The sequence below is a fragment of the Micromonospora sp. WMMD1120 genome (assembly GCF_029626235.1).
Classification (GTDB): Bacteria; Actinomycetota; Actinomycetes; order Mycobacteriales; family Micromonosporaceae; genus Micromonospora.
Genome location: NZ_JARUBO010000005.1, coordinates 1,469,938 through 1,491,500 on the forward strand (window position 1 = coordinate 1,469,938; position 21,563 = coordinate 1,491,500).

General features: G+C 72.8%; 26 protein-coding genes. 15 read left to right on the top strand and 11 right to left on the bottom strand.

Annotation, left to right across the window (positions count from 1 at the left end; genetic code table 11):
* The first annotated feature begins 86 nt into the window (after window positions 1-86).
* The 3 genes from O7634_RS06980 (at window position 87) to O7634_RS06990 (ending at window position 1,670) form a co-directional block, all read left to right on the top strand.
* Entirely contained in the window at window positions 87-350 is a 264-nt protein-coding gene (locus O7634_RS06980) for a hypothetical protein (protein ID WP_278149320.1), read from the top strand.
* Window positions 351-411: 61 nt separating this feature from the next.
* Window positions 412-864: a hypothetical protein gene (locus tag O7634_RS06985; protein ID WP_278149321.1), complete on the top strand. Its 453-nt coding sequence runs from the start codon at window positions 412-414 to the stop codon at window positions 862-864.
* A gap of 5 nt (window positions 865-869) precedes the next feature.
* Window positions 870-1,670 carry a hypothetical protein gene (locus tag O7634_RS06990; RefSeq protein WP_278149322.1) on the top strand — a complete coding sequence of 267 codons (801 nt, stop codon included), beginning with the start codon at window positions 870-872 and terminating at the stop codon, window positions 1,668-1,670.
* Between the two features lie 6 nt (window positions 1,671-1,676).
* Here O7634_RS06990 and O7634_RS06995 read toward each other — a convergent pair whose 3' ends face one another.
* A complete protein-coding gene (locus O7634_RS06995; protein WP_278149323.1) occupies window positions 1,677-2,102 on the bottom strand; it encodes a hypothetical protein in 426 nt (141 codons plus the stop codon).
* A gap of 136 nt (window positions 2,103-2,238) precedes the next feature.
* Here O7634_RS06995 and O7634_RS07000 point away from each other — a divergent pair, with 136 nt between their 5' ends.
* Both O7634_RS07000 and O7634_RS07005 read left to right on the top strand, forming a co-directional pair.
* The gene (locus O7634_RS07000; protein WP_278149324.1) at window positions 2,239-2,880 is read left to right on the top strand and encodes a hypothetical protein; all 642 of its coding nucleotides are present in this window, start codon (window positions 2,239-2,241) and stop codon (window positions 2,878-2,880) included.
* Window positions 2,877-3,452: a hypothetical protein gene (locus O7634_RS07005; protein WP_278149325.1), complete on the top strand. Its 576-nt coding sequence runs from the start codon at window positions 2,877-2,879 to the stop codon at window positions 3,450-3,452. Before O7634_RS07000 ends, O7634_RS07005 begins: the two co-directional genes overlap by 4 nt.
* A 188-nt stretch (window positions 3,453-3,640) precedes the next feature.
* On the opposite strand, the gene O7634_RS07015 is transcribed toward O7634_RS07005, so the two are convergent.
* Window positions 3,641-3,874 (bottom strand): winged helix-turn-helix domain-containing protein, encoded by a 234-nt coding sequence (locus O7634_RS07015; RefSeq protein WP_278149327.1) that lies wholly within the window; start codon window positions 3,872-3,874, stop codon window positions 3,641-3,643.
* A 228-nt stretch (window positions 3,875-4,102) separates the two neighbouring features.
* Between O7634_RS07015 and O7634_RS07020 the strand changes: the two genes are divergently transcribed.
* The 3 genes from O7634_RS07020 (at window position 4,103) to O7634_RS07030 (ending at window position 5,886) form a co-directional block, all read left to right on the top strand.
* Window positions 4,103-4,654 (top strand): hypothetical protein, encoded by a 552-nt coding sequence (locus O7634_RS07020; protein WP_278149328.1) that lies wholly within the window; start codon window positions 4,103-4,105, stop codon window positions 4,652-4,654.
* A gap of 155 nt (window positions 4,655-4,809) precedes the next feature.
* Window positions 4,810-5,070, top strand: a complete 261-nt coding sequence (locus tag O7634_RS07025; protein ID WP_278149329.1) for a hypothetical protein — start codon at window positions 4,810-4,812, stop codon at window positions 5,068-5,070.
* Window positions 5,071-5,208: 138 nt separating this feature from the next.
* Entirely contained in the window at window positions 5,209-5,886 is a 678-nt protein-coding gene (locus O7634_RS07030) for a DUF4232 domain-containing protein (protein ID WP_278149330.1), read from the top strand.
* A gap of 131 nt (window positions 5,887-6,017) precedes the next feature.
* On the opposite strand, the gene O7634_RS07035 is transcribed toward O7634_RS07030, so the two are convergent.
* Window positions 6,018-6,884, bottom strand: coding sequence for an ABC transporter permease subunit (locus tag O7634_RS07035; protein WP_278149331.1), 867 nt, complete (start codon window positions 6,882-6,884; stop codon window positions 6,018-6,020).
* Window positions 6,884-9,748 carry an alpha/beta fold hydrolase gene (locus O7634_RS07040; RefSeq protein WP_278149332.1) on the bottom strand — a complete coding sequence of 955 codons (2,865 nt, stop codon included), beginning with the start codon at window positions 9,746-9,748 and terminating at the stop codon, window positions 6,884-6,886. The genes O7634_RS07035 and O7634_RS07040 overlap by 1 nt, the downstream gene beginning before the upstream one ends.
* Before the next feature lie 373 nt (window positions 9,749-10,121).
* Between O7634_RS07040 and O7634_RS07045 the strand changes: the two genes are divergently transcribed.
* The 7 genes from O7634_RS07045 to O7634_RS07075 are packed head-to-tail and all read left to right on the top strand — an operon-like array spanning window position 10,122 to window position 18,285.
* Complete coding sequence (locus tag O7634_RS07045; protein ID WP_278149333.1) at window positions 10,122-11,297, top strand: hypothetical protein; 1,176 nt, start codon at window positions 10,122-10,124, stop codon at window positions 11,295-11,297.
* Window positions 11,284-13,815: a nitrate- and nitrite sensing domain-containing protein gene (locus tag O7634_RS07050; RefSeq protein WP_278149334.1), complete on the top strand. Its 2,532-nt coding sequence runs from the start codon at window positions 11,284-11,286 to the stop codon at window positions 13,813-13,815. Before O7634_RS07045 ends, O7634_RS07050 begins: the two co-directional genes overlap by 14 nt.
* Window positions 13,812-14,285 (top strand): roadblock/LC7 domain-containing protein, encoded by a 474-nt coding sequence (locus tag O7634_RS07055; protein ID WP_278149335.1) that lies wholly within the window; start codon window positions 13,812-13,814, stop codon window positions 14,283-14,285. Before O7634_RS07050 ends, O7634_RS07055 begins: the two co-directional genes overlap by 4 nt.
* The gene (locus tag O7634_RS07060; protein ID WP_278149336.1) at window positions 14,282-14,755 is read left to right on the top strand and encodes a DUF742 domain-containing protein; all 474 of its coding nucleotides are present in this window, start codon (window positions 14,282-14,284) and stop codon (window positions 14,753-14,755) included. The genes O7634_RS07055 and O7634_RS07060 overlap by 4 nt, the downstream gene beginning before the upstream one ends.
* Window positions 14,733-15,491, top strand: coding sequence for an ATP/GTP-binding protein (locus tag O7634_RS07065; protein WP_278149337.1), 759 nt, complete (start codon window positions 14,733-14,735; stop codon window positions 15,489-15,491). Before O7634_RS07060 ends, O7634_RS07065 begins: the two co-directional genes overlap by 23 nt.
* A gap of 38 nt (window positions 15,492-15,529) precedes the next feature.
* Window positions 15,530-16,036, top strand: a complete 507-nt coding sequence (locus O7634_RS07070; RefSeq protein ID WP_278149338.1) for a hypothetical protein — start codon at window positions 15,530-15,532, stop codon at window positions 16,034-16,036.
* Between the two features lie 35 nt (window positions 16,037-16,071).
* Window positions 16,072-18,285 (top strand): AAA family ATPase, encoded by a 2,214-nt coding sequence (locus O7634_RS07075; RefSeq protein ID WP_278149339.1) that lies wholly within the window; start codon window positions 16,072-16,074, stop codon window positions 18,283-18,285.
* 4 nt (window positions 18,286-18,289) lie between these two features.
* On the opposite strand, the gene O7634_RS07080 is transcribed toward O7634_RS07075, so the two are convergent.
* From O7634_RS07080 to O7634_RS07110, 7 genes are read right to left on the bottom strand one after another with little or no spacing between them, the layout of a single operon-like run.
* The gene (locus O7634_RS07080; protein ID WP_278149340.1) at window positions 18,290-18,643 is read right to left on the bottom strand and encodes a gas vesicle protein K; all 354 of its coding nucleotides are present in this window, start codon (window positions 18,641-18,643) and stop codon (window positions 18,290-18,292) included.
* A complete protein-coding gene (locus O7634_RS07085; RefSeq protein ID WP_278149341.1) occupies window positions 18,640-18,852 on the bottom strand; it encodes a gas vesicle protein in 213 nt (70 codons plus the stop codon). The genes O7634_RS07080 and O7634_RS07085 overlap by 4 nt, the downstream gene beginning before the upstream one ends.
* Window positions 18,849-19,691, bottom strand: a complete 843-nt coding sequence (locus O7634_RS07090; RefSeq protein WP_278149342.1) for a GvpL/GvpF family gas vesicle protein — start codon at window positions 19,689-19,691, stop codon at window positions 18,849-18,851. The genes O7634_RS07085 and O7634_RS07090 overlap by 4 nt, the downstream gene beginning before the upstream one ends.
* On the bottom strand, window positions 19,684-20,067 hold the full coding sequence (locus tag O7634_RS07095; RefSeq protein WP_278149343.1) for a gas vesicle protein: 384 nt from the start codon (window positions 20,065-20,067) through the stop codon (window positions 19,684-19,686). The genes O7634_RS07090 and O7634_RS07095 overlap by 8 nt, the downstream gene beginning before the upstream one ends.
* Window position 20,068: 1 nt before the next feature.
* Entirely contained in the window at window positions 20,069-20,398 is a 330-nt protein-coding gene (locus O7634_RS07100; protein WP_278149344.1) for a gas vesicle protein, read from the bottom strand.
* Window positions 20,367-20,669 carry a gas vesicle protein GvpG gene (locus O7634_RS07105; protein ID WP_278149345.1) on the bottom strand — a complete coding sequence of 101 codons (303 nt, stop codon included), beginning with the start codon at window positions 20,667-20,669 and terminating at the stop codon, window positions 20,367-20,369. The genes O7634_RS07100 and O7634_RS07105 overlap by 32 nt, the downstream gene beginning before the upstream one ends.
* Window positions 20,670-20,672: 3 nt before the next feature.
* Window positions 20,673-21,428 carry a GvpL/GvpF family gas vesicle protein gene (locus O7634_RS07110; RefSeq protein WP_278149346.1) on the bottom strand — a complete coding sequence of 252 codons (756 nt, stop codon included), beginning with the start codon at window positions 21,426-21,428 and terminating at the stop codon, window positions 20,673-20,675.
* Window positions 21,429-21,563 lie beyond the last annotated feature (135 nt).

Sequence of the window (21,563 nt, forward strand, 5' to 3'; positions counted from 1 at the left end):
GGGGCAGCGACGGGACGGCGGTGTCCGATAGTGTCCGGCCCAACACACGGAGCGAGAATGTCTCGCCTGTCAGTCGGAGGGGTCAGATGGCGAGCATCGAGGAAGTCAAAGCCGCGCTTGCCCAGGCCGCCGAGCAGGGCAACAGCACCCAGCAGCAGATCCGGGCCGTCATCGAGGCGACCGAGCAGACCCTCGCCCGGCTCCGCGCGGTAGCGGCTGGCACCGGCCATCCGACCCTCGTCGAGGCCATCGCGCGCGGCGAGCAGAGCAAGCAACGCCTCGTCGAGGCGATGACCCTGCTCCAGGGCAGCTCGCAGGCCGCGCGCAACTACATGAACGTCCTGGGCTGACCTCGCCGGCACGGCATCAACTCGGAAGGGCACGGATGTGAGTCGCCAGACGTCTCGGCTGATGACGGCCGACCACCTGGGCGCCCTGTTGTCACCCTTGGCGGAAGCGGTGACGGTCGGCCGGATCATCTGGACCACGAAGAACCACGTCGTACGCGAGGGCCTGATCCGGGTCGACACCTCGATCAACGCCCTCGCCCCCTGCCGACTCCGAGTGCTGGTCAACGAGCGGAAACCGAGCGAGCCGGCATTCCAGTACCTGGCTGGTGACGGCCGGATGGCGTTCTCGGCACGCCGGCTGTGCATCAACACGCCACACCGTCCGTTCGCCGGCACCCACAAGCACCGGGTCGAGCCCGGCGGAGGTGAGGAGGCCGCCTACGAGCCCAATGACATCCCCGTCGTTCCGCTCCAACCACGGGTGTCACCTGGGACCTATCGTGCGATCCTGGAAGCGTTCGCTGCGGAATGCTTCATCACGTTCGGCACCGACTTCGGCTGGTCAGAACCGTGAGGGGGATGATCGTGGACGCCACGACCGTGATCGGCGCGGTCCTGCGGGCCGCCAACGACAACATCGTCGCGCAGCCGTACGGCGATGGTCTGTTGGTCGATCTGCCCTTGGCATACGGCGACGGTGACGGCGTACGGGTGTTGGTCGAGCCGATGGGCACCGGCTTTCGGGTCAGCGATCGCGCAACGGCGGCCACTCTGCTGGCGATGGCAGGGGTCAACCTGTTCGCCGGCCGCGCAGCGGAGGCGTTCGCCGAGATAACCCGCGGTGCCGGCCTCAACGGAGTCAATGCCGTCCCGGGTGAGCTTGCCACCTTCGGCACCGCCGATGATCTCGGTGTCATGATCCTTTCCGTGGCCCAGGCATCACTGCGGGCTGATCAGCTTCGGTGGCTCGCACCTCGGCAGGCGGGGATGAGGTTCGTCGACCGGGTTGCCGATCGGGTCACCGTCTGGGCTGGTCGCACCCGCAACCTCCAGCGGGACGCGCCGATCCCGCTCGGGTCCGGTCGTACCCGCTCGGTGACCGTACGAGTGGCCAACGACGGCAAGGCGGCATACGTCCAGGCGCTCAGCTTGCGCGACCCCGACCAGGCAGCCGAGCACTGTTATCACGTCTTCGGTCTCTCGACGATCGCCAAGGAGCGCCGGATCGCCGCCTTGGCCGGCTCGAAGCGGGATTGGCCGGCGGCGATCGTCACGGAGCTGCGGACCGTCAGTGATGTCGAGTTCTTCGACGACCCCCTGAGCCTTGAGCGACAGCTCGACAAGGTAGTACCGCCGCCACAGCCCGCGCTGCGGGCGTAATGCCTGTCAGGCTTCCGGCGTGATCTCCACGGCCTCGGCCAGCAGCGCGTCCAACTCCGCGTCGGTGAAATCGTCCTCGGTCAGGACCTTCTGGATGGTCGCAGCCTGTATCCGCCCGATCATCTCCTGACTGGCCGAGTAGTCGGCCGAAGGATCGATAGTGGCGAGGATGAACGCCTCGGCCGCTTCCGCGTCGATCACCGGCCCGCCCTCACTGAGGCTGGCGCGCAGCTCAGCAACGAACATGATGACGTCCGCTCGTCTCGCTGCCGTGCCGAAACGGCGGTCAACCGCGAGGAAGAAGAGTGCCGCGAGGAAGCGCGGGAAGCCATCCCAGCCGGCCGCGTCAAGCCTCGCCTCGACGGCAACGCTGGCTGCGTAGTCGCCCTTAACCATGGTCCGGACGTACTCCGGCAGGTCTGGATTGATCATCTTCAGGCCGCTTCCTCAGGCGTCGTAGCCGTCGGGGACCGCCGTGACAGCAGGTCACTGCGGGTTGTTCCGGGGCTGACTGAGAGTACGGATTTCGGTAGGGTCGGCGGCGTTCGCAACGCCGAAGGGACCACTCATGCCTCGCGTCATCATTCCGGTGGGCTTCAGCCTTGGCCCGCAGCACCGGTACGTGCGTCCCGCCGATCCGACGCCCGAGTCGTGGGAGGTTCATCTCGGCAGCGACATGCTCGAACTCAGCGAGGACGAGGTCGGCGTCTATGGTGCCGCTTTCCTCGACGTGGAGGGGCACTCCAAGCTCCGCGTCGACCGCGCAGCCCTGGTCAAGACGCTGTTGACCGCACCAACGCCGCAACCGGAGGCCGAGCGCCTGGTCGATGGCCTGATCAGTCGGGGTCTGCTGTTGGAGTTCGATCCGGAGGGCCCGTTGGAGGACCTTTTTCGGCGCTACCGCCTGTTTCCCACCGCCGAAGGCATGGGCACCACCCCTGAGGAACCACACTTCCACCGGATGGGCCACCACAACCGCGCCCTGGTCGCGGTGCAGAACGACGCGTATGTGATGTGGGCATTCTCGTTCGTGCACCCCAACCTCTGGGAAGCCTGTTCCTACTTCGCGAGGGCGGACCACGAGGAACTGATCGAAGGTGAGGCACCGATCGGCCTCACCACCGAGAGCGTTGCGCGGGAGGTGGCGATGAATCTGCCCATGATGATCGCTACCCAGTGTGCGTTCCTGGACCCCGTCGCAGTGCTGTGAGCTACCGGCGGCGCGGCTACCGTAACGGCTCCCGCCAACAGGACGGCTACCTTCGCAGCCTACGTTACGAGGCCCCGAAGGAAGGGCTCGGCAAACTCGTCGAGAAGCTCAGCGAGTGGGGTGGTGCTGTGGTTGGCCTCGCAGCGGCGACGGCCGTCGCCAAGCAGGGAGTGGCGGTGCCGCCAACCGTCCTGGCCGGCTCTGGGCTGGTGTTGGGGGCAGCGTCAGGCGCCATGGCCAAAGCAGCGGTAACCGCAGCCTTCGACACCATCAAGGAGCGTCGCCGAGCACGGCTGGCAAGCAGCAGCGGGAACGTCAGCGTCGGCGGCCTGACCGTGGAGATCGAACAGATCATCACCTCGGTCGAGCGCAATCACGATGCGCTGCGCGGAGTGGTGGACCGGATCGGCAATAACCACGCCTGGTTGATGACTGTGCTCATGGGAGCGAACCCGACGGTCTTGCAGCACGTGAACGGGCAGTTGACCGGCGCGCGTAGGTCGGTTGAGGAAGCCTGCACCATGTTGCGACTGTCGAAAGACAACCTGCGCGCTTACCTTCGTACCATTTGACCTACGGCATTTCCGATGGTCCCGCTACGTAGGTGCCCCTGCCCTGGTGGCCCTCGACCAGCCCTCGATCGCGCAGTATTCGAAGTGCTGCCTGAGCAGTTGAGACGCTGACGTTGCCAGAGATGATCCGCCGATAGTGCGGCTCTAACGTGCGCGGCGAGGGCACGCGAGATAGCTCCAAGCAGGGCCTACCGCTGGTCCCCACTTCGATCTCGCACGAAGACGCCGCGACCCTGATGCCCCTCGACCAGCCCCTCGGCGCGCAGCGTCAGCATGGCCGAGCGGATGACCTGGGTGGAGACGCCGTAGTGCGCGCACAGTTCGGAAATCGAGGGCAGCTTGTCGCCGGGCTTGAGGTCGCCCGACTTGATCCGATCGCGGATCTCAGTGGCGATGCGCTCATAGAACGGCGTAACAGACATGGCGGTACTCCCTCGTCGGCACCACCATCTGACCACTCTTCGCTTATGACATCAAGTTCTTGGTGTTTCAGGGGTTGCGCTACTGATACTAGGCATCATATGTTGAGGCCGAGGCGGCCCTCGTCGGCAAACAAGGGGCGGCTCACCCCGGGCACGCCCGGTTCGCCGGGGTGGCACCCCCCTGTGCTGCCCCGGCATCCCCGTAACCCCCACCAGAGGAGTCCATCCATGACCGTGTCGGAGGCAGCGGACGTGCCGGCGGCAAACGCGATCTGGTCCGTCGAGCAGGTGACGACAGAGCTGCGCGAGACGTACCTCGCCGTTGCCGCTGCGGCCGTACTGCTGGAACGGACCGGGGCGGGGTGCGCTCACCCGGCGATCCGGCTCGCCCGCCGCAGCGGTGAGGACGCGCTCGACCTGGCCGGCGACGCGGAGCGGCAGCTCAGCGACGGCATTCACCTGCTGCGCAGCGACGCCGGCCACCAGGACCGGGCCACCATCGGCGCTCTGGTCGAGGTGCTGGACACCGTCCGCGACCAGTTGGCCGGCGCGGCCGCCCGGATCGGTGCGCTCCCGGCCCAGATCAGCGCTGCCGGGCGGCAACTCCTCGACGGCGACCCGCACGACCGGCCCGGCGACCCGGTGACCGAGACGGCGGCCGGGCAGTGGCACCGGGCCGCCGACCAGCTCGGGCTGATGACCGAGAGCCTGTCCGCGGCGGTCGCCGCGCTCGCGTCGTACACCGGCGGGTTGTCCGGCGCGGAACCCGCGACCACCTGAAACGTGCCGGCGGACCTCCGGAAGAGGAAGGGCCCGGGGTGGGTGACGGCCGACCTCGCCCGCCCCGGTGCCGCCCGGCACCAGGATCGAACGGAAGGCGGTTCAACAGTGACCTACCGGCCCGCGCGGCGCACCCCGACCGCCCCGAACAGCGGGTGGTCCCGGTGACGGAACCGCACTGGATCATCCACCTGCCGACCACCCTGCGGCGGGTCGACGAGGCGGCGGCGCTGGCCATGGCGCTACGTCACTCCCTCGGGCACGTGCTCGCGATCGACTTCGGCGAGACGACGTTGAGCGAGGAGGACCGCCAGTTGGTGCGTACCCGTGTCTGGTGTGACCACCGTCTGCCCGACGGCGCCCGCTGCGCCCTGCCGGCCGACCACCCCGGCGGGTCGTGCACGGCCCGACCCTGACGACCCGATGAGTCCCAAAAGCAGGTTGAGCCGCGCCACCCCTGGGATCTTGCACTTGCTGCCCCGGCACAAGGGGCATTACACGCGCACCGGCATCCGCAACTACAAGATCGACGCGGGTGTGGAACGCTCAGGGTCATGATCTTTCGGGGTGGCGTCGGGCTACGGGCTGGCGTGACCTTGGCTGCGGCTCTCCTCCTCGGCGCGTGCACCGACAGTGACCACCGGGGTCAGGGCGGCGACCCCACGTACCCACCGCCGCCCCCGCCCAGCGCCACGACGAGCGTCGATCCGCCGGCCGAGTGCCCGGTCACCGGCGTCCGGGTCCGGTCGACCGGGTCGGATGCCGCGATGGGCCTGCGCGCGCTCGGGCTGGAGCTGGTCAACTGCGGCGACCGCCCCTACCAGCTCAACGGGTACCCGGTGCCGCACGTCTTCGACGAGCAGCGGGAGCCGATCCTGCTGCGGGTGGTCAACGGCGCCAAGGAGATCACCTCAGGCTTCGACCAGCCGCCCCGGCCGGTCACCCTCGCCCCCGGTGAGCGGGCCACCGCCGTGGTGCTCTGGCGCAACCTGGTCACCGACTCGACTGTGGTGGCCACCACCGGAGAATTCCTGACGGTGGCCCCCGCCGCCGGTCGGCCGGCCGACGAGGTGGACCCGGACGGGCCGATCGACCTGGGCAACACCGGCCGGATCGGCGTGAGCGCCTGGAAGAAGGCCGACCCGTCGACGCCCGCACCGACGCGACCGGCCCCGCCGCCGGCACCCAGCGCGGTGCCGTCGTCGGTGAGCCCGCCGGACAGCCGCCTCTGAGCCTGGTTCGCTGCGTCGGTGGGTCCTGTTCAGCGGTATACCTCAGAGTCATAAATATGACTCTGAGGTATACCGTTCAACTCGGTATCCGCCCCCGGCGAGGTGACCGAGGGTAACCGCATACGCCCTGATCAGGACGTGATGTCCTTGCGGGTGAAGCGCCAGAAGGCCAGGCCCCAGAACAGCGTCGCGTAGCTGATCGCCGAGATGCTGCCGCGTACCACGTCGTCGGTCTGCACCGGTGTCGACAGCAGCCCGAGCCAGGCGGTGCTGAAGTGTGTCGGCAGGAAGTCCCGCAGCGCGCCCAGGGCGGTGATCTGATCCAGGATGCTGGACAGGATCCAGAGCAGCACCGCGCCACCCACCGCGCCCAGCGCGGCGTCGGTGGTCACCGAGAGCAGGAACGCCAGGCCGGCGACCACCAGCAGGACCACCGCCAGATAACCGAGTACGGCCAGCAGCCGGAGCAGCCCCTCGGTCGGCTCCAACTCGGCGGCGACGGTGCTGCGTAGCGGCGACCAGCCGTAGCGCAGGGTGCCGACCAGCAGCGCCGTCCCGGCCAGCAGGATCAGGGCCAGCCCCGAGTACGTGAGCGCGACCAGCAGCTTCACCGCCAGCAACCGGGCCCGGGGCACCGGTACCGCCAACAGGTAACGCAGACTGCCCCAGCTCGCCTCGCTGGCCACCGTGTCGCCGCAGAACAGCGCGACGACCACCACCAGCAGGAACGACGCCGAGACGAAGATCGAGAACAGGGTGAAGTTGAGCCCGCCCGAGGTGGCCAGCCCGACCAGGCTGGAGAACTCGTTGCGCCCGTTGTCGTCGTCACCGCCCGAGTCGAACTGGAACGCGATCAGGATGATCAGCGGCAGCAGCACCATGAACCCGAGCGCCAACTGGGTCCGCCGCCGGGACGCCTGCCGGCGGAACTCCGCCCCGAACGGCATGGTGGCCGAGGGCCGGTAACCCCGGGCCTCGCCCGCTTCAGCAACAGCCATCACCGGTCACCGCTTCCCCGAGAGTTCTCGCCCACCAGGGCGAGGAACGCGTCCTCCAGGCGCCGCCGGGGCACCACCCGGTCCACCCCGACACCGGCGCGCACCAACTCCGCCACGACCTCGCTGCGGGCCGTGCCGTTGGTGTCGACCACGAGCTGACCGTCGCTCTCCGGCAACACCCGGACACCGTGCAGCCGGTCCAGCACGGCACGGGCCGCGACCGGGTCGCTGACGTCGAAGAGCACGCTCGGCGACTCGCCGACGATCTCCTCCACCGGCCCGGACGCCACGATCCGGCCCTTGTTCACCACCACCGCGTGCGTGCAGGTCTGCTCCACCTCGGCCAGCAGGTGGCTGGAGACCAGCACCGCCCGGCCGTCGGTGGCGTACCGCTGGAGCACCCGGCGCATCTCGGCGATCTGCGGCGGGTCGAGCCCGTCGGTCGGCTCGTCCAGCACCAGCAACTCGGGCAGGCCGAGCATGGCCTGGGCGATGGCCAGCCGCTGACGCATCCCGTGGCTGTAGTTCTTGATCTTCCGGTGTACGGAGTCGCCCAGCCCGGCGATCTCCAGCGCCTGGTCGAACCGCGCGTCCTCCCACGGCCGGCCGGTGGCCCGCCAGTACGCCTTGAGGTTGTCCAACCCGGACAGGTGCGGCAGGAAGCCCGGCCCCTCCACCAGCGCGCCGATCCGGGACAGCACCGGCGAGCCGGGCACCAACCGGCGACCGAAGACGTAGATCTCCCCCGCCGTCGGCTGGGTCAGCCCCATCAGCACCCGCAGGGTGGTCGTCTTTCCGGCGCCGTTCGGCCCGAGCAGGCCCACCACCTGCCCGGGGTGCACCTCGAAGTCCACGTTCGACACGGCGACGAAGCCGTCCGCGTACTCCTTGCGCAGCGCGCGCACGGCCAGCGGGGTGTCCGCGTACTCCGGATGCACCGAGCGGTCCTGGCGGCGGTGCCGGCGGCGGACCACGGCGACGACCACGACGAGCCCGACCGCGATGGCCGCGAGCAGGCCGCCGAGCACCCAACGCCAGACGGTCGCGGCGGTGGGGATCGGCTCGCCGTCGACGGTGGGCAGTGTGACGGCGCCGTCCGCCGCCACCGTGTAGACGGTGGGCTCGGCCGGCGTGGTGTACGCCTGGTCGGAGGTGGCCACCACCAGGCGCAACCGGTGGCCGGCCTCCACCCGGCGGACGATGCCGGGCAGCGTCACGGTGACCGGTCGGGCGTCCTGCACCCGCTGCGGCAGGCCGGTGAGGCGGATCGGGGCGACCAGGCCGTTCGGCAGGGTCGCCGCGCCGTCCGGGTCGACGTCGTAGAGCTTGACGAAGAGCACCGCCTCCCCGGTCGGCGACGCGGCCCGCACCGTGACGGTGGGCGCGCCGGCGATGTCGACCGCCTCGGTCAGCGGGGCGGACTCGAACCGGGCGTGCTGGCCGGGCACGTCACCGGCCACCCCGTCGAGCAGCGAGGTGAGCCCGCCCGCGAACGGGAGCGACGAGATGGCGGCCGGGTTGCCGTTCGGTGGGTTCGCGATCGGCTGGGCCGGGCCGACCACCGCCACCTCCCGGCGGCTGTTGCCGGCCAGGCCGGGGTAGTCGGCGCGGCGGAACCCGGTGGCGACCAGCCCGCGGTCGAGCGCGTCGAAGCCGGCGATCCGGGACCAGGTGAAGTCGTCGCCCGGCGCGTCGCCCTCGCCCTTGACGTAGTGGTCGAGCCACTGCACGGTCAGGAACTTCACCCGGTCGGAGTCGGATCGGGGCCCGGCGCCGCCGTCGTGCCCGCCGGTGAACCAGGCGACCCGGACCGGGGTGCCGGTGGCGGCGATGCCGCGCGCGTTGGCGTCCGCCTCGGCGAGCGGGAAGAGGGTGTCCGCCTCGCCCTGCACCAGCAGGGTGGGCGCCGTGATCCGGTCCAGCACGCCCGCCGGGCTGGACCGGCGCAGCAGGTCCACGGCGGCCTGGTCGGCGCGTCCGGTGGTGGCGATGCGCAGGTACGCGGCGCACACGTCGGCGGCGAACCGCCCGCAGGACGGATTGCCCGCACCACTCGGGGCGGTGCTGGGACCGGTGCCCGGCCCGGCGCCCGGGTCGGGGCTGGGCGGGCCGGCCGACGCCGGCGCGCCCTGCGGCTGGGCGGCGGTCACACCCGACACACCTGCCGGGCCGGAGCCCACGTTGCCGCCACCACCGAAGAAGAGGCCGGCCCACCCCTTCTTGAAGACGCCCTCGGTCGGCGCCCCACCGGTGCTCTCCGGCAGGAACGCCCGGGACAGGTCGTTCCAGGTGATCATCGGGACGATCGCGTCGACCCGCCGGTCCTGGGCGGCCAGCAGCAGCGCCAGGCCGCCACCGTACGAGCCGCCGACCACGCCGACCCGGGGGTCACCGGCGGCGTCGGTACGCACCTCGGGGCGGGCGGCCAACCAGTCCAGCAGCCCGGACGCGTCCCGTACCTCGTAGTCCGGGCTGTCCAGGTGGATCTCCCCGCCGCTGCGGCCGAAACCCCGCGCGGTCCAGGTCAGCACCGCGTAGCCGCGCCCGGCGAACTCCTCCGCGTCGGAGCGCACCGACTCCTTCGTGCCGCCGAACCCGTGCGCGAGCAGGACCGCCGGGACCTTGCGACCGGCCGAGGCGTCGTCCGGCAGATAGAGGGTGGTGTCCAGGTCCACCGGCTGGTCGCCGGACGGTCCGGAGCGGACGGTGAGCATCGCGCTCTCGGTGCGTACACCCGGTCCCTGCGGCCAGGCCGCCCAGCCGACGGCGGCGGCCACCAGCACGACGACCGCCAGAGCGGCGATCGCACGGCGGCGGGTGGGGAGGGCACGCCGGAACCACGCGGCCGGCGACGGCGTTGTCATGCGGCACACGGTACGGCCCGCCGCCTGAGCGTTGGCTGAGATCCGCCGTACGTCTGTCCGGTTGGCCCGATCGGTGCCGGCCGGGGGGCGAGCCTCCACCGTCGGCTGCGACCCAGTGAGTTGACTTCGGATCCCGTGAATTCCGATGTTCCTCGGATATCCACCTCGATCCCTCCATGTCACACCTGAGAGCACTACAGAACGTGCCGGCAACGAGGACAAATGGTGACATCGATCGAACTGACGCAAACCTGACTCGCTGGCCGGGGCCTGACCAGTGGGGGGTTCGATTAGTTTTCCGGTCCGGTGCACGGGACTTCGTCGGCTGGTCCGGCACCGTGCCGATCCCCGCCGCACGCCGGAGGAGACATCAATGACAGTCCCCGCGCCGCGGGCCCGTCGACGGTCGACCACCCTGGGCCGACTACTGCCCCTGCTGCTCATCGGGGCGCTACTGGCACCGCTGGGTCTGCTCGCCGCCACCACCTGGCGGCAGGCCGCCGACGACCGGGATCTGGCCGCTCGGGAACGGCTCGGCGTGCAGTACCTCGGCGCGCTGGCCCCGGTGACCGACGCCCTCGTGGAGGCCCAGTCCGCCGCGGTCAACGGCCGCCCGGTCCCCCGGGAGGCGCTGGACCGCGCCGTCGAGCGGGCCGCCGCCGTCGATGCCCGCATCGGCGTCGAACTACTCAGTCAGGAGCGGTGGGCCGGCGTACGCGCCAAGCTGGAGGCGCTGCGCGGTGGTGGCACCGACCCGGAGGCCGCGTACACCGCCTACGGCGAGGCCGCCGACCTGCTGCTGGCCCTGCACCAGAAGGTCCGGGAGACTTCCGGCCTGGTCCGCGACCCGCAGGCCGACTCCTTCTTCCTCCAGGACAGCGCCGGTCAGCAGCTACCCGAGGCGGTGGTCGCCGCCGGTCGCCTCACCGACCTGGGCACCCTGGTGGCACGCCGTCCCGCCGCCGAGCAACAGCGCGGCCTGCTGGAGTTGACCGGCCTCCGGGTGGCCGCCCTCGGCCCCGCCGCCGACCTCGTCGACAACCTGCGCTCCGCCGTGGACGGCTCCGAGAGCACCGATCTGGGCGCCAACGTGCTGACCCCGCTGGACACGTACCAGCGCTCGGTGGAGGCGCTGGCCGCGTACTCGACACCGGGCAGGAGCACCGGTGTGGTGGATTCGACCCAGTTGACCGCCGCCGGGCTCAACGCGCACCGCTCGGCCCGTCAACTCCAGCCGGTCATCCTCGCCGAGTTGGACGCGCTGCTGGTCGAGCGCGTCGACACCCTCGACCGGGACCGCTGGCTGGCCGCCGGCGCGGCAGCACTCGCCGTCCTGCTGCTCGGCTGGCTCGCCGCGCTGCTGGTCACCGCCGACCGCCGGACCCGACGCCGGGCCACAGTTGCCGCGACCCACGCCGAGAACGCCGACACGGCGGCGCGCCGGGACGCCTGGCAACCGCCGGCGCCCGAGGCCCGTGCGCTGCAACCGACCGGCGCGGCCCGGGAGCACGAGGCCGGGCAGTGGGGGGCGTTCGATGCTGCTCGGTAGGCTCCGCATCCGCGGCAAACTCGCGCTGCTCGTGGTGATCCCCCTGCTCAGCATGGTCGGCCTGGCCGTGCCGGTGATGCTCGACCGGGTCGACGCGGCGCAGCGGGCCGGCGACACCGCCGAGCGGGTACGCCTCGCCAGCCGGGTCGGCACCCTGGTGCAGGACCTCCAGCAGGAACGCATCCTCTCCATCGGTTACCTGCTCGGCCGGGTCGACCGCAGCGAACTGGTCCGCAAGTCCGCCGACGTGGACGACCGGATCGCCGACCTCCGCGCGGGTGGCAACGACGCGCTGACCAGCCGGGTGAACCAGGCCCTCAACGGGGTGGCCAGCCTGGTCGACGTACGGACGGCGGTGCTGGCCCGGGTGGCGAAGCCGGCACAGGTGATGACCGCGTTCGGCCCGGTCAACCTCGGGATCATCGACTCGCTGCGGCTGGTGGTGGGGGTGGACACCGACACGTTGCCGGGCCGGCAGGTGCTCGCGCTCGACGGGCTGCTCCGCGCCGACGAGGGGCTGGCCGCCTGTGCCACCCTGAGCCTGCTGGTCAAGGCCGTCGGCACTCCGGACACCACCTCCGGTTACGTGGCGTGCATCGCCGCGCTCCAGGTCCACAGCGCGCGCTTCCGCAGCCTGATCACCCCCGAGCAACTCAGCGTGGCGCAGCTCAACGACGCGGCGGTGGCCGCGCGTACCAGCCCCGACTTCCTGGTCAGAAGCGCCCGGGACCCGGCCGCCGCGGTCCGCCCGGTGCCGATGGAGGCGCTGTTCCCGGCCGTCCGCACGATGATCCGCCTCGGCCAGTTCGTGGAGAAGAAGATCGTCGCCGACGTGCTCGCCGAGGTGACGGCCGAGCAGCGGCGCGCGCTGACCGCCGCGTACCTGGTCGGCGCCGCGGCGGCGCTGATCCTGACACTCGTCGTGCTGCTCAGCGTGGCGGTCGCGCGGACCGTCGCCCGGCCGCTGACCCGCCTGACCCGCTCGGCCGACCGGGTCGCCCGGGTCGCCGAGGCGGAGCTGGTCCGGGTCACCGACGACGAGACGGAGAGCCCGCAAGCGGTCCGGTTGGACCCGGTGGACGTGCGCACCAACGACGAGATCGGCGACCTGGCACGGGCCTTCGACCGGGTGCAGAACACCGCGGCCCGGCTCGTCGAACGGCAGGTCGCCGGCCGACGCAACGTCGCGCAGATGTTCGGCCACGTCGGGCGGCGTACGCAGAACCTGGTCGGTCGGCAGATCGCGCTGATCGACCGGCTGGAGCAGCAGGAGGCCGACCCGGGTCGGCTGGAGCACCTGTACCGACTCGACCACATCTCCAGCCGGTTGCGGCGCAACGCGGGCAGCCTGGTGGTGCTCTCCGGGTCGGCCGGCGCCGACGCGTACACCGCGCCGGTGCCCCTGGCCGACGTCGTCCGGCTGGCGCTCGGCGAGATCGAGGACTACACCCGGGTCGAGGTGCGGGTGCCGCCGGACCTCGCCGCGGCGCCGGCGGTGGTCGGTGACCTGATCCTGGCGCTCGCCGAGCTGATGGAGAACGCGACGGTCTTCTCCCCGCCGCACACCCGGGTGCTGGTGTCCGCCGAGGCGTCCGGCGTCGGCGCCCGCATCACGGTGGTGGACCACGGCATCGGGATGAGCGAGCAGCGGCTGGCCGAGGAGAACGCCCGGCTCACCCGCCGGGAACGGCTCGACCTCGCCCCGACCGAGGTGCTCGGTCTCTTCGTGGTGGGCCGGCTGGCCCGCCGTCACGGGTGGGTGGTCGAGCTGTCCGCCACCGGCGGTGGAGGGATCACCGCGCAGATGGAGATCCCGTCGACGTCACTGGTGCCGCACCGCACCGCCGAGCGCGCCGGTGTCGCGGTGGCCCGCGCCGCCGTGCCGGCGCGGCCCACGGCGGCACCGCTCGACGGCGAGCCGGACCCGCAGGCCCGGACTGCGGTGGCGGTGGCCGCCCGCTTCGACTCGGACCTGCTCGACCGGGCCACCCGCAGCCTGGACGCCGCCCCGTCCTGGGACGCGTTCGGCCGGAGCCGGTCGGAGCAGGCCGCCGGGACCGAAGCCGAAGCGGCGCAACCGGCGAGCAAGCCGGCCGCGCCCCGGGTCCGGCAACGGGTGCCGGGTGCCAGCCTGCCCGCCAGCACCGCGCCGGCCCGGCCGGTGGACGTCACCGACGCGGACCCCGCCGCCGCCCAGGCGCTCGTCGAGGCGTTCCAGGCCGGCGTACGCCGAGCCGAGCTGACGGTGACTGTCGACCTGCCGAGCACGCCGGGCGGCGCCGGTCCCACTGTGACGATCGGCGGCGGCCCGGTCGACAGCGCCCCGCAACGCCCCCGACTCAATCGGCGGGTGCCGGGGGCCAACCTGAGCACCGTGCCGGCGTGCCAACCGCCCAGCCCCCACCTCGGTGACCCGGCCGAGGTCCGCGCCCTGATCAACGAGTTCGAGGAGGGCGTCGCCCGCGCTCTCCGCGACATCAGCCCCGACTACCGGAACGAAGAAGGATCATCACGGTGACCAGCCCCTTCCTGCACGAGAACGTCGACCAGAGCCAGCCCGGCGCGAATGGGGACCTCAGCCCCGAGGCCCGTACGTTCAACTGGCTGTTGGACTCCTTCACCTCCAGCACGGCCGGGGTCGTGGAGGCGATCGCCGTCTCCTCCGACGGACTGCTGATGGCCATGTCGGCGATCAAGGACCGGTCCAACGCCGAGCGGCTGGCCGCCGTGGTGTCCGGCATGACCAGCCTCGCCGGCGGGGCGGCCAGCTGGTACGCGCTGGGCGGGCTGAACCGGGTGATCGTCGACATGGCCGACGGTTACCTGCTGATCAGCTCGATCAGCAGCGGCTCCGTGCTGGGGGTGGTCGCCGACCGGTCGGCGAACCTGGGCACCGTCGCGTACGAGATGACGCTCTTCGCGGGCCGGGCCGGTGGCGCCCTGACGCCACGGCTGATCGCCGAGTTGAAGAACGCCGTCCAGCAGTGACGCCCGACGTCGCCGGCGAGGATCCGGACCCGGAACCGAGGGTCCGCATCCGCCCGTACCTGCGTACGCCACCGACCGGGGACGGCTCGGCTCCGGCCCTGCCCACGCCGGACGAGGAGCGGCCCTCGGGGCCCCGCCCGTTCGTGCTCACCTCCGGCCGGGTGGCGGGCGCGGACCCGGCGATCGGGCTGGAGACGCAGGTGACAGTCCGCGCGGACGGCGGCTGGTGGACCGGCTCTCCGCACGCGCTGCTGGCGCCCGAACTCCAGGCGATCATCGCGCTCTGCGCCGAACCGATCTCGGTGGCGGAGATCTCCGCCCGGACCCGACTCCAGTTCGGCGTGACCCGGGTCCTGGTCGGCGACCTGAGTGCCGCCGGGCACCTGGACGTGCACGTCACCGACACCGACAGCGCTGTCGACCCCGACCTCATCCTGCGAGTGATTGATGGACTCCGTGCGATCTCCTGAATGGCCGGTCCCCCCGCTCGGCGGGGTCGCCGCGAACAGCGCCGCCGCCCGTTACGGCACGTCCCCGACCACCGGGCCCGTCGTCGGGCGGGCCAGCCCACAACCGAGCGCCCCGCCGCCGTACCGGGCGCCGTCCGGTCCGGCGTCCGCGCCGCCACCGACCGGCCGGTCGACAGCGCCGCCGATCCCGGTCAAGATCCTGGTCGCCGGTGGTTTCGGGGTGGGCAAGACCACCACCGTCGGTGCGATCTCCGAAATCGCTCCGCTGACCACCGAGGCCGAGATGACCACCGCCGGGATCGGCGTGGACGACCCCGGTGCCCGGTCCGGCAAGACCACCACCACAGTGGCGATGGACTTCGGCTGCGTGACGATCGACCGCAGCCTCAAGCTCTACCTGTTCGGTACGCCGGGGCAGGCCCGGTTCGGCTTCATGTGGGACGACCTCGCCCGGGGGGCGTTGGGCGCGCTGGTGGTGGTGGACAGCGCCCGGCTGGACGACTGCTTTCCGGCTGTCGACTTCTTCGAGCGGGCCGGCCTGCCGTTCGTCGTCGGGGTCAACGCGTTCGACGGGCGGTTGGCCCTGGAACTCGGCGAGATCCGTTGGGCGCTGGCCATCGGCGACCACGTACCCCTGGTGCAGTTCGACGCGCGGGACCGGCTCTCGGTGCGGGACGCTCTGCTGGTGGTCCTGGACCGGGCGTTGGAACGCGCCACCCGGGACAGGAGGACCTGAGCCGACCGGCTCCGGTCGTGGCGGGAAGGGGTGATCTGGTGAGGGGCGACCTGGACGAGACGCTGGCCCGGCTGGCGCGGCGCGAGGAGGCGCGGCGCCGTCGGGCCACCGACAGTGACGACACCGCCGCCGCACGGTCGGGTCCTCCCCGACCCGCCGCCGGCAGCGCCCGCAACCCCGGGTCGGGCCGGCACGCGGAGCCGGACACCTCGGACGACGTGCCCGGCTGGGGGCCGGTCGAGGAGGTGGCCGAGGCGGTCCGTCAGGTCGTCGGCGCCCACCCCGGGCTGGCCGTGACGGTGCAGGTGGAGCACGCCGGGCGGACGTACCCGTTGCGGGTCCGCTGGGACGGACCGGCGGTGAGCGTCGGACCGGTGCCCCCGGCGGCCCCTGTGCAACCCCCGCCGACCTGGCCGCTCTCCGGCCGGACGGTGCCCGCGTGGGCGCCCGGCCCGGACGGCCTGAACCCGGACCCGGCGGCCCGGTTGGCCGAGCTGATCCGCCGCGACCCGTCGCTGCTGGACGAGCTGGATCCGCGCCGCTGACCGCGTGGTTGGCCGGAGGCGGCTACGGTCGGGCGGTGGCGCAACCCGAGCTGACCCTGACGGCGAGCCTGCGGCCGGCCGCGCTGGACGCCCGACGGGGCATCGTGCGACTGCATCCGGAGGCCCTCACCGCGCTGGGGCTGCGTCCCGGCGACCCGGTCCGGCTGGCCGGCCGCCGGGAGACGGCCGGCATCGCCGCGGCGGCCGAGCCGGCAGCGAGCAACCTCCTGCTGTACGCGGACGACCTGACGCTGGGCAACCTGGGTCTGCGCGACGGGGGCCAGGTGCGGGTGAGCCCGGTGCCGCTGGCTTCGGCCGACCGGGTCGTCCTGGCCGGCCCGGTCGAGGTGGTCGCGGCGGTGAGCCCTGAGATGCTCCGGCTCGCCCTGCTGGGCAAGGTGCTCACCGCCGGCGACGACGTGTCGCTGCTGCCGCAGGACGTGCTGCCGGACGCCTCGGTACGCGGCCTGGTCGAGGCGGCCCGACGCAGCCTGGCCAACACCGTTGGTGTCGCCTGGACCAGCACCCTGCTGCGGGTGGTGGCGGTCGAGCCGGCCGCCGGTGCGCTGGTCACCATGGGCACGGCGGTCGGTTGGGAGCACCGCGCGGTGACGCACACCGGCCCCGCAGCGGCCGGTGTCGCACCGGCCCGAACGTCCGGCGGCGCGGTGGAGGTCGGCACTGACGACGCGCCCGACGTGGACGAGCTGCCCGGCCTGCGGGCGCAGGCGGAGGAGCTGACCGAACTGCTCGACCTCGGCTTCCACCACCGTGAGGTGCTGGGTCGGCTGGGCACCACCGTCTCGCTGGGGGTGCTGCTCGTCGGCCCGGCGGGGTCCGGGAAGGCGGCGCTGGTCCGGGCCGTCGCCGCGCGGGTCGGCGCCCGCGTCCACCCGCTCTGGGCGCCCGAGGTGGCCGCGCTCGCCAACCAGGCCGCCGCCGAGCGGCTGCGCGACGCGGGCCGGGCGGCCCGCTCCGGCGGTCCGGCGGTGCTGCTGGTCACCGACGTCGAGGCGCTCGCCCCGGCGGACGATCCCGGTCCGGTGGCGACGGTGTTCCGCCAGGTGCTGGCGGACTGCGTCCGCGCCGGTGTCGCGGTGGTCTGCGCGACCGGCCGACCGGAGGCCGTGGACCCCGCGCTGCGCGCCCCCGACCTGCTGTCGCTGCGGATCAACGTCCCGCTTCCGGACCAGCCGATGCGCCGCGAACAGCTCACCGTGCTGACCCGGCAGGTGCCGCTCGCCGACGACGTCCGGCTCGACGAGGTGGCCGCGCGTACCCCGGGGTTCGTCGCGGCGGACCTGGCCGCGTTGGTCCGGGAGGCCGGGGTACGCGCGGCGTTGCGGCAGAAGTCGGCGGCGACGCCGACGGTGTCGATGGCCGACTTCACCGCCGCCCTGGAGGTGGTACGCCCCACCACGATGGCCGCCTCCACCCTGGACCTCGCGTCGGTGACCCTCGACGACGTGGGTGGCCTGGACGAGGTCAAGCAGACGCTCACCGAGTCGGTGCTGTGGCCGCTCACCTACCCGGACACCTTCGCCCGGCTCGGGGTGCGACCGCCGCGTGGTGTGCTGCTCTACGGGCCGCCAGGCTGCGGCAAGACCTACCTGGTCACCGCCCTCGCCGGGTCGGGGCGGGCGAACGTGCTGTCGGTGAAGGGCGCGGAGCTGCTCTCCAAGTGGGTCGGCGAGAGCGAACGCGCCGTCCGCGAGCTGTTCCGCCGGGCCCGGGAGGCGGCCCCCACGCTGATCTTCCTGGACGAGGTGGACGCGTTGGCCCCGGTACGCGGCCAGGCCACCGACGGCGGCACCACGGACCGGGTGGTCGCCGCCCTGCTCACCGAACTGGACGGGGTGGAGACGCTGCGCAACGTCGTGGTGGTCGGCGCGACGAACCGGCCGGACCTCATCGACCCGGCGCTGCTGCGCCCCGGCCGGTTGGAGCGGCTGGTCTACGTGCCGCCACCGGACGGGCCGGCCCGTGCGGAGATCCTGCGGGCCGCGTCCCGGCAGGTGCCGTTGGCGCCGGACGTGGACCTGGCCGCCCTCGGCGAGGAGCTGTCCGGCTTCTCCGCCGCGGACTGCGCGGCGCTGGTCCGGGAGGCGGCGCTGGCCGCGATGCGGGAGTCGCTCGCCGCCGCCACCGTCACCGCCGCGCACGTGGCGACAGCGCGGGCCCGGGTACGCCCGTCGCTGGACCCGGGCCAGGTCGCCTGGCTGGCCGCGTACGCCGCCGGGCGGGAGTGAGCCGTCAGTCGGTGGGCAGGAGCGGGCCGAGTGGGCCGAGGTCGACGTTCAGGTCCTCCGGGGCGAGCCCGAAGTGCTCACGCAGCCCGACCATCTGCTCCTCCAGGGCCAGCAGCGTCACCCCGATGCGCTCGATCTGCTCCGCGGTGAGGTCCCCGACGTCCACCCGGCGCAGGGCCTGCCGTTCCATGAGCTGGCGCAGCAGCTCGACCACGGTGAGCACCAGGCTCGCCAGTCCCCGCTCGACCGAGTTCCGGTCCACCTCGATCCGGCGGTCCAGCGGCGTCACCCGGGGCGGCTGCCACGACCGTGCGCCCAGCGCGGCGGCCAACTCGGCCGCCTCGTCCCGCGTGCTCACCGGGCGTCCTCCGTCGGGGTCAGGGCGTCCACCGAGGCGACCAGCGCGCGCAGCGAGATCCGGACCAGATCCACGTCGGCGATGGCCAGGGTGAGGTCCCCGCTGATCACCACACCGCTGGCGAGGACCCGGTCGAGCAGGTCGACAAGGGCGACCGGCCGGTACGCCGACGGGTCGTCCGCGCTGCTGGGCGCGAGCGTGGTGGTCACGCCGGCTGCCGTACGGTCAGGGCGGGCTCCGGCCGGTCCGTGACGAACGAGTACGCCGGCCACGGGCCGGTCAGCTCCAGGCGCAGGCCCGGGTGTCGGCCACCCAACGACCCGACCAGCTCGGTGAAGCGGGGCAACGCCGAGACGTCGACCAGGTACGCCCCGTTGAGCACCATCGGGGCGGACGCCCCGGACAGCCGCCGGTCCTGCGGGGCGTGCCGCCGGCCGGACACGGCCACCTGGCACAGGGCGTCGTGCACCGCCTCGGCGGCGGCGTCGGCCGACCGATGACCCTGCTCCCGGGCGGTGAGCTGGGCGCGTCGACGCCGCAGGTACGCCGTACCCACCCCGCCCGCGCCGACCGGTTCCGGGTCCACGGCGGGCGCACCCGGCACCAGGTAGCCCTTGACGCCCCACTCGCCGCGCCCGGTGAGCCGGTCCAGTGTGGCGAGCAGTTCGGCGCGGCGGGCGGTGAGGGAACGGGCCACCCGCTCGTCGTCGGTGTGCACCGTGGCGAGTCGCGCCGGCACCACCGGCCCGCGCCGCGCCAACGCCGCCACCACCGCGTGGTGCGCGCGGGCGGCCCGTTCCAGCCAGGCCAGATCCTCCAGGTTGCGGCGGAGCGCCTGCTCGCCGTACTCGGCGAGGGGGGCGGCGCTGACCACGGCGACCAGGCCGGCGGCGGACACCGCGCGCACCCGGCCACCGTCCATTCCCACGATCCCGGCCAGGGCCGCCGGCCCGAACGCCCCGTCGCCGTGCCCGGCCGGCCCGGCCTCCGGAACCACGCCGTGCAACCAGGCCCCGACCGCCGGGTTGGGCGGCTCGGACTCAACCATCGAACCCATCCCACTCCTCCGCTTCCGCGTCGCGGCGCAGCGTTCGGGCCGCCACCCGGGGTCTGCGCTCCGCTTCGACCTCCTCCGGGTCACGCGGGCCCGGCTCGACCGGGGGACGGGCGCGGGAGCTGAGCCACGGGTCGTGCTCCCACCAGTCGATGCCGATCTGCCGTGCGGTGTCGACGGACGCGATGACCAGCCGCAGCTTCAACGTCAACAGCTCGATGTCGAGCAGGCTGACCCGGATGTCACCGGCGATCACGATGCCCCGGTCCAGCACCCGCTCCAGGATGTCGCCCAGGTTCGCCGGCTCGTGACCGGCGGGCAGCACCTGACCCGAGTTCTGCACCACCGACGGCTGCTGCCCCGCTGTCATCTCAGCCCACCTCGCCCTTCCCGCGCTGGTAGCGGCGCACCCGCCGATAGCCGAGCAGGTTGCCCTCGACGTCCAGCTCCACCTCGTAGAGGCCGAGCAGGTCGGTGGAGTTGGGGATGCGCCGCGTTTCGACGACCTCCACGCCGACCAGCCAGCCGTCCTCGGTGGCCTCCAGCGACGTGGTGACGGACCCCTCGCGGCCGGTCAACTCGACGAGCTGCCGTTGCCCCGCCCGCGCCGCCTCGGCGGCCGTCACCGGCTCCACGTACTCGTCGTCGGGGTAACCCTCGGCGGCCGGGTCACGCCGCCGGGCCCGCGCGTCGTCGGTCATGGCGCACTCCTTCCTCGCGTGCCGGGCCGCGCGGTGGCGGCCGACGCACACCGCCGGTGAGCCGGTCCAGGACCCGCTGCTCGGCCCGGTCGCGTTCGTCGGGAGTCAGCTCGCCGGCCGCCACCGCGGCGTCCAACTCCTCCAACTCGCGCCGGACGTTGACCGGATTCCGCTGCCGTGACTCGGCCTCGCGGGCGACCACCTTGACCGCCGCGGTCAGCCCGCGCACCGGCGCGTACGGCAGGGTCAGCAGCGCCCAGAGCAGGTCCACCGGTCAGCCCGCCAACTGGTGCGCGGCCACGAAGTCGTACGGGGCGAGCGGCCCGAGCAGCCGCAACCGCAACAGACCCCGCCGCTGCTGCGCGAACTCCTCCAGCGCGTCCACCAGGGCGTTCGCGCGGTCGCTGTCGACCAGCAGCGCGACGTGCACCGCGTCCATCTCGTGGCTGGGCGGACGCAGCTCGGTGGAGCTGACGTGGTCGGCCACGACGTCGAGCAGCCGCCGGTTCTCCGCCTCCCGGCGCAGCTCCACCGCCTGGCTGATCAGCTCGCCGAGCCGGATGCGGGGTTCCCGGCTGGCCGCCTCGGCCCGGCCGCGGACCTGCTCGGCGAGCCGGGCGGCGGCCGGGTTCTCGTCCAGGATGCCGCGCAGCAGCGCCCGCTCGTCAAAGCGTCCGTGCACGACGTACTGGACCCGGCCCTCGAACTCCGCGAGCGCGGCGGCGAACCGGTCGTGGTGCGGTCGGAGCAGATCCAGCACCGCGTCCGGACCGGTGACCACCGTGCCGAACCGCACCGGCAGCACCGGGGCGACCGCCGCCGTACCGTCCAGCAGCTCCTGGTACGCCCGCAGGTCCGCCGACCGGCCGAGCGGCGCGTCCAGTGGCACCTCGCTCACCAGGGCGCCGAGGTCGCCGTGCCGGATCACCGTCACGTCGCCGGGCGGGTCGCCGACACCGGCGGCGTCGGACGTGGCCTCCACGTCGGACGGCACCAGCCCGTAGACGAACAGTCCCGTCTCGCCCGCCATCTCAGCCCCTCCCCAGGTCGCGCACGTTTCCGGCGACGTCACCGACGGAGTCGGTGACGTCCCGGACGGCACCGGTGACACCACCGAGCAGACCGGACAGCCCTTCGCCCTCCTCCGGGGTGACGTCCAGCCGGT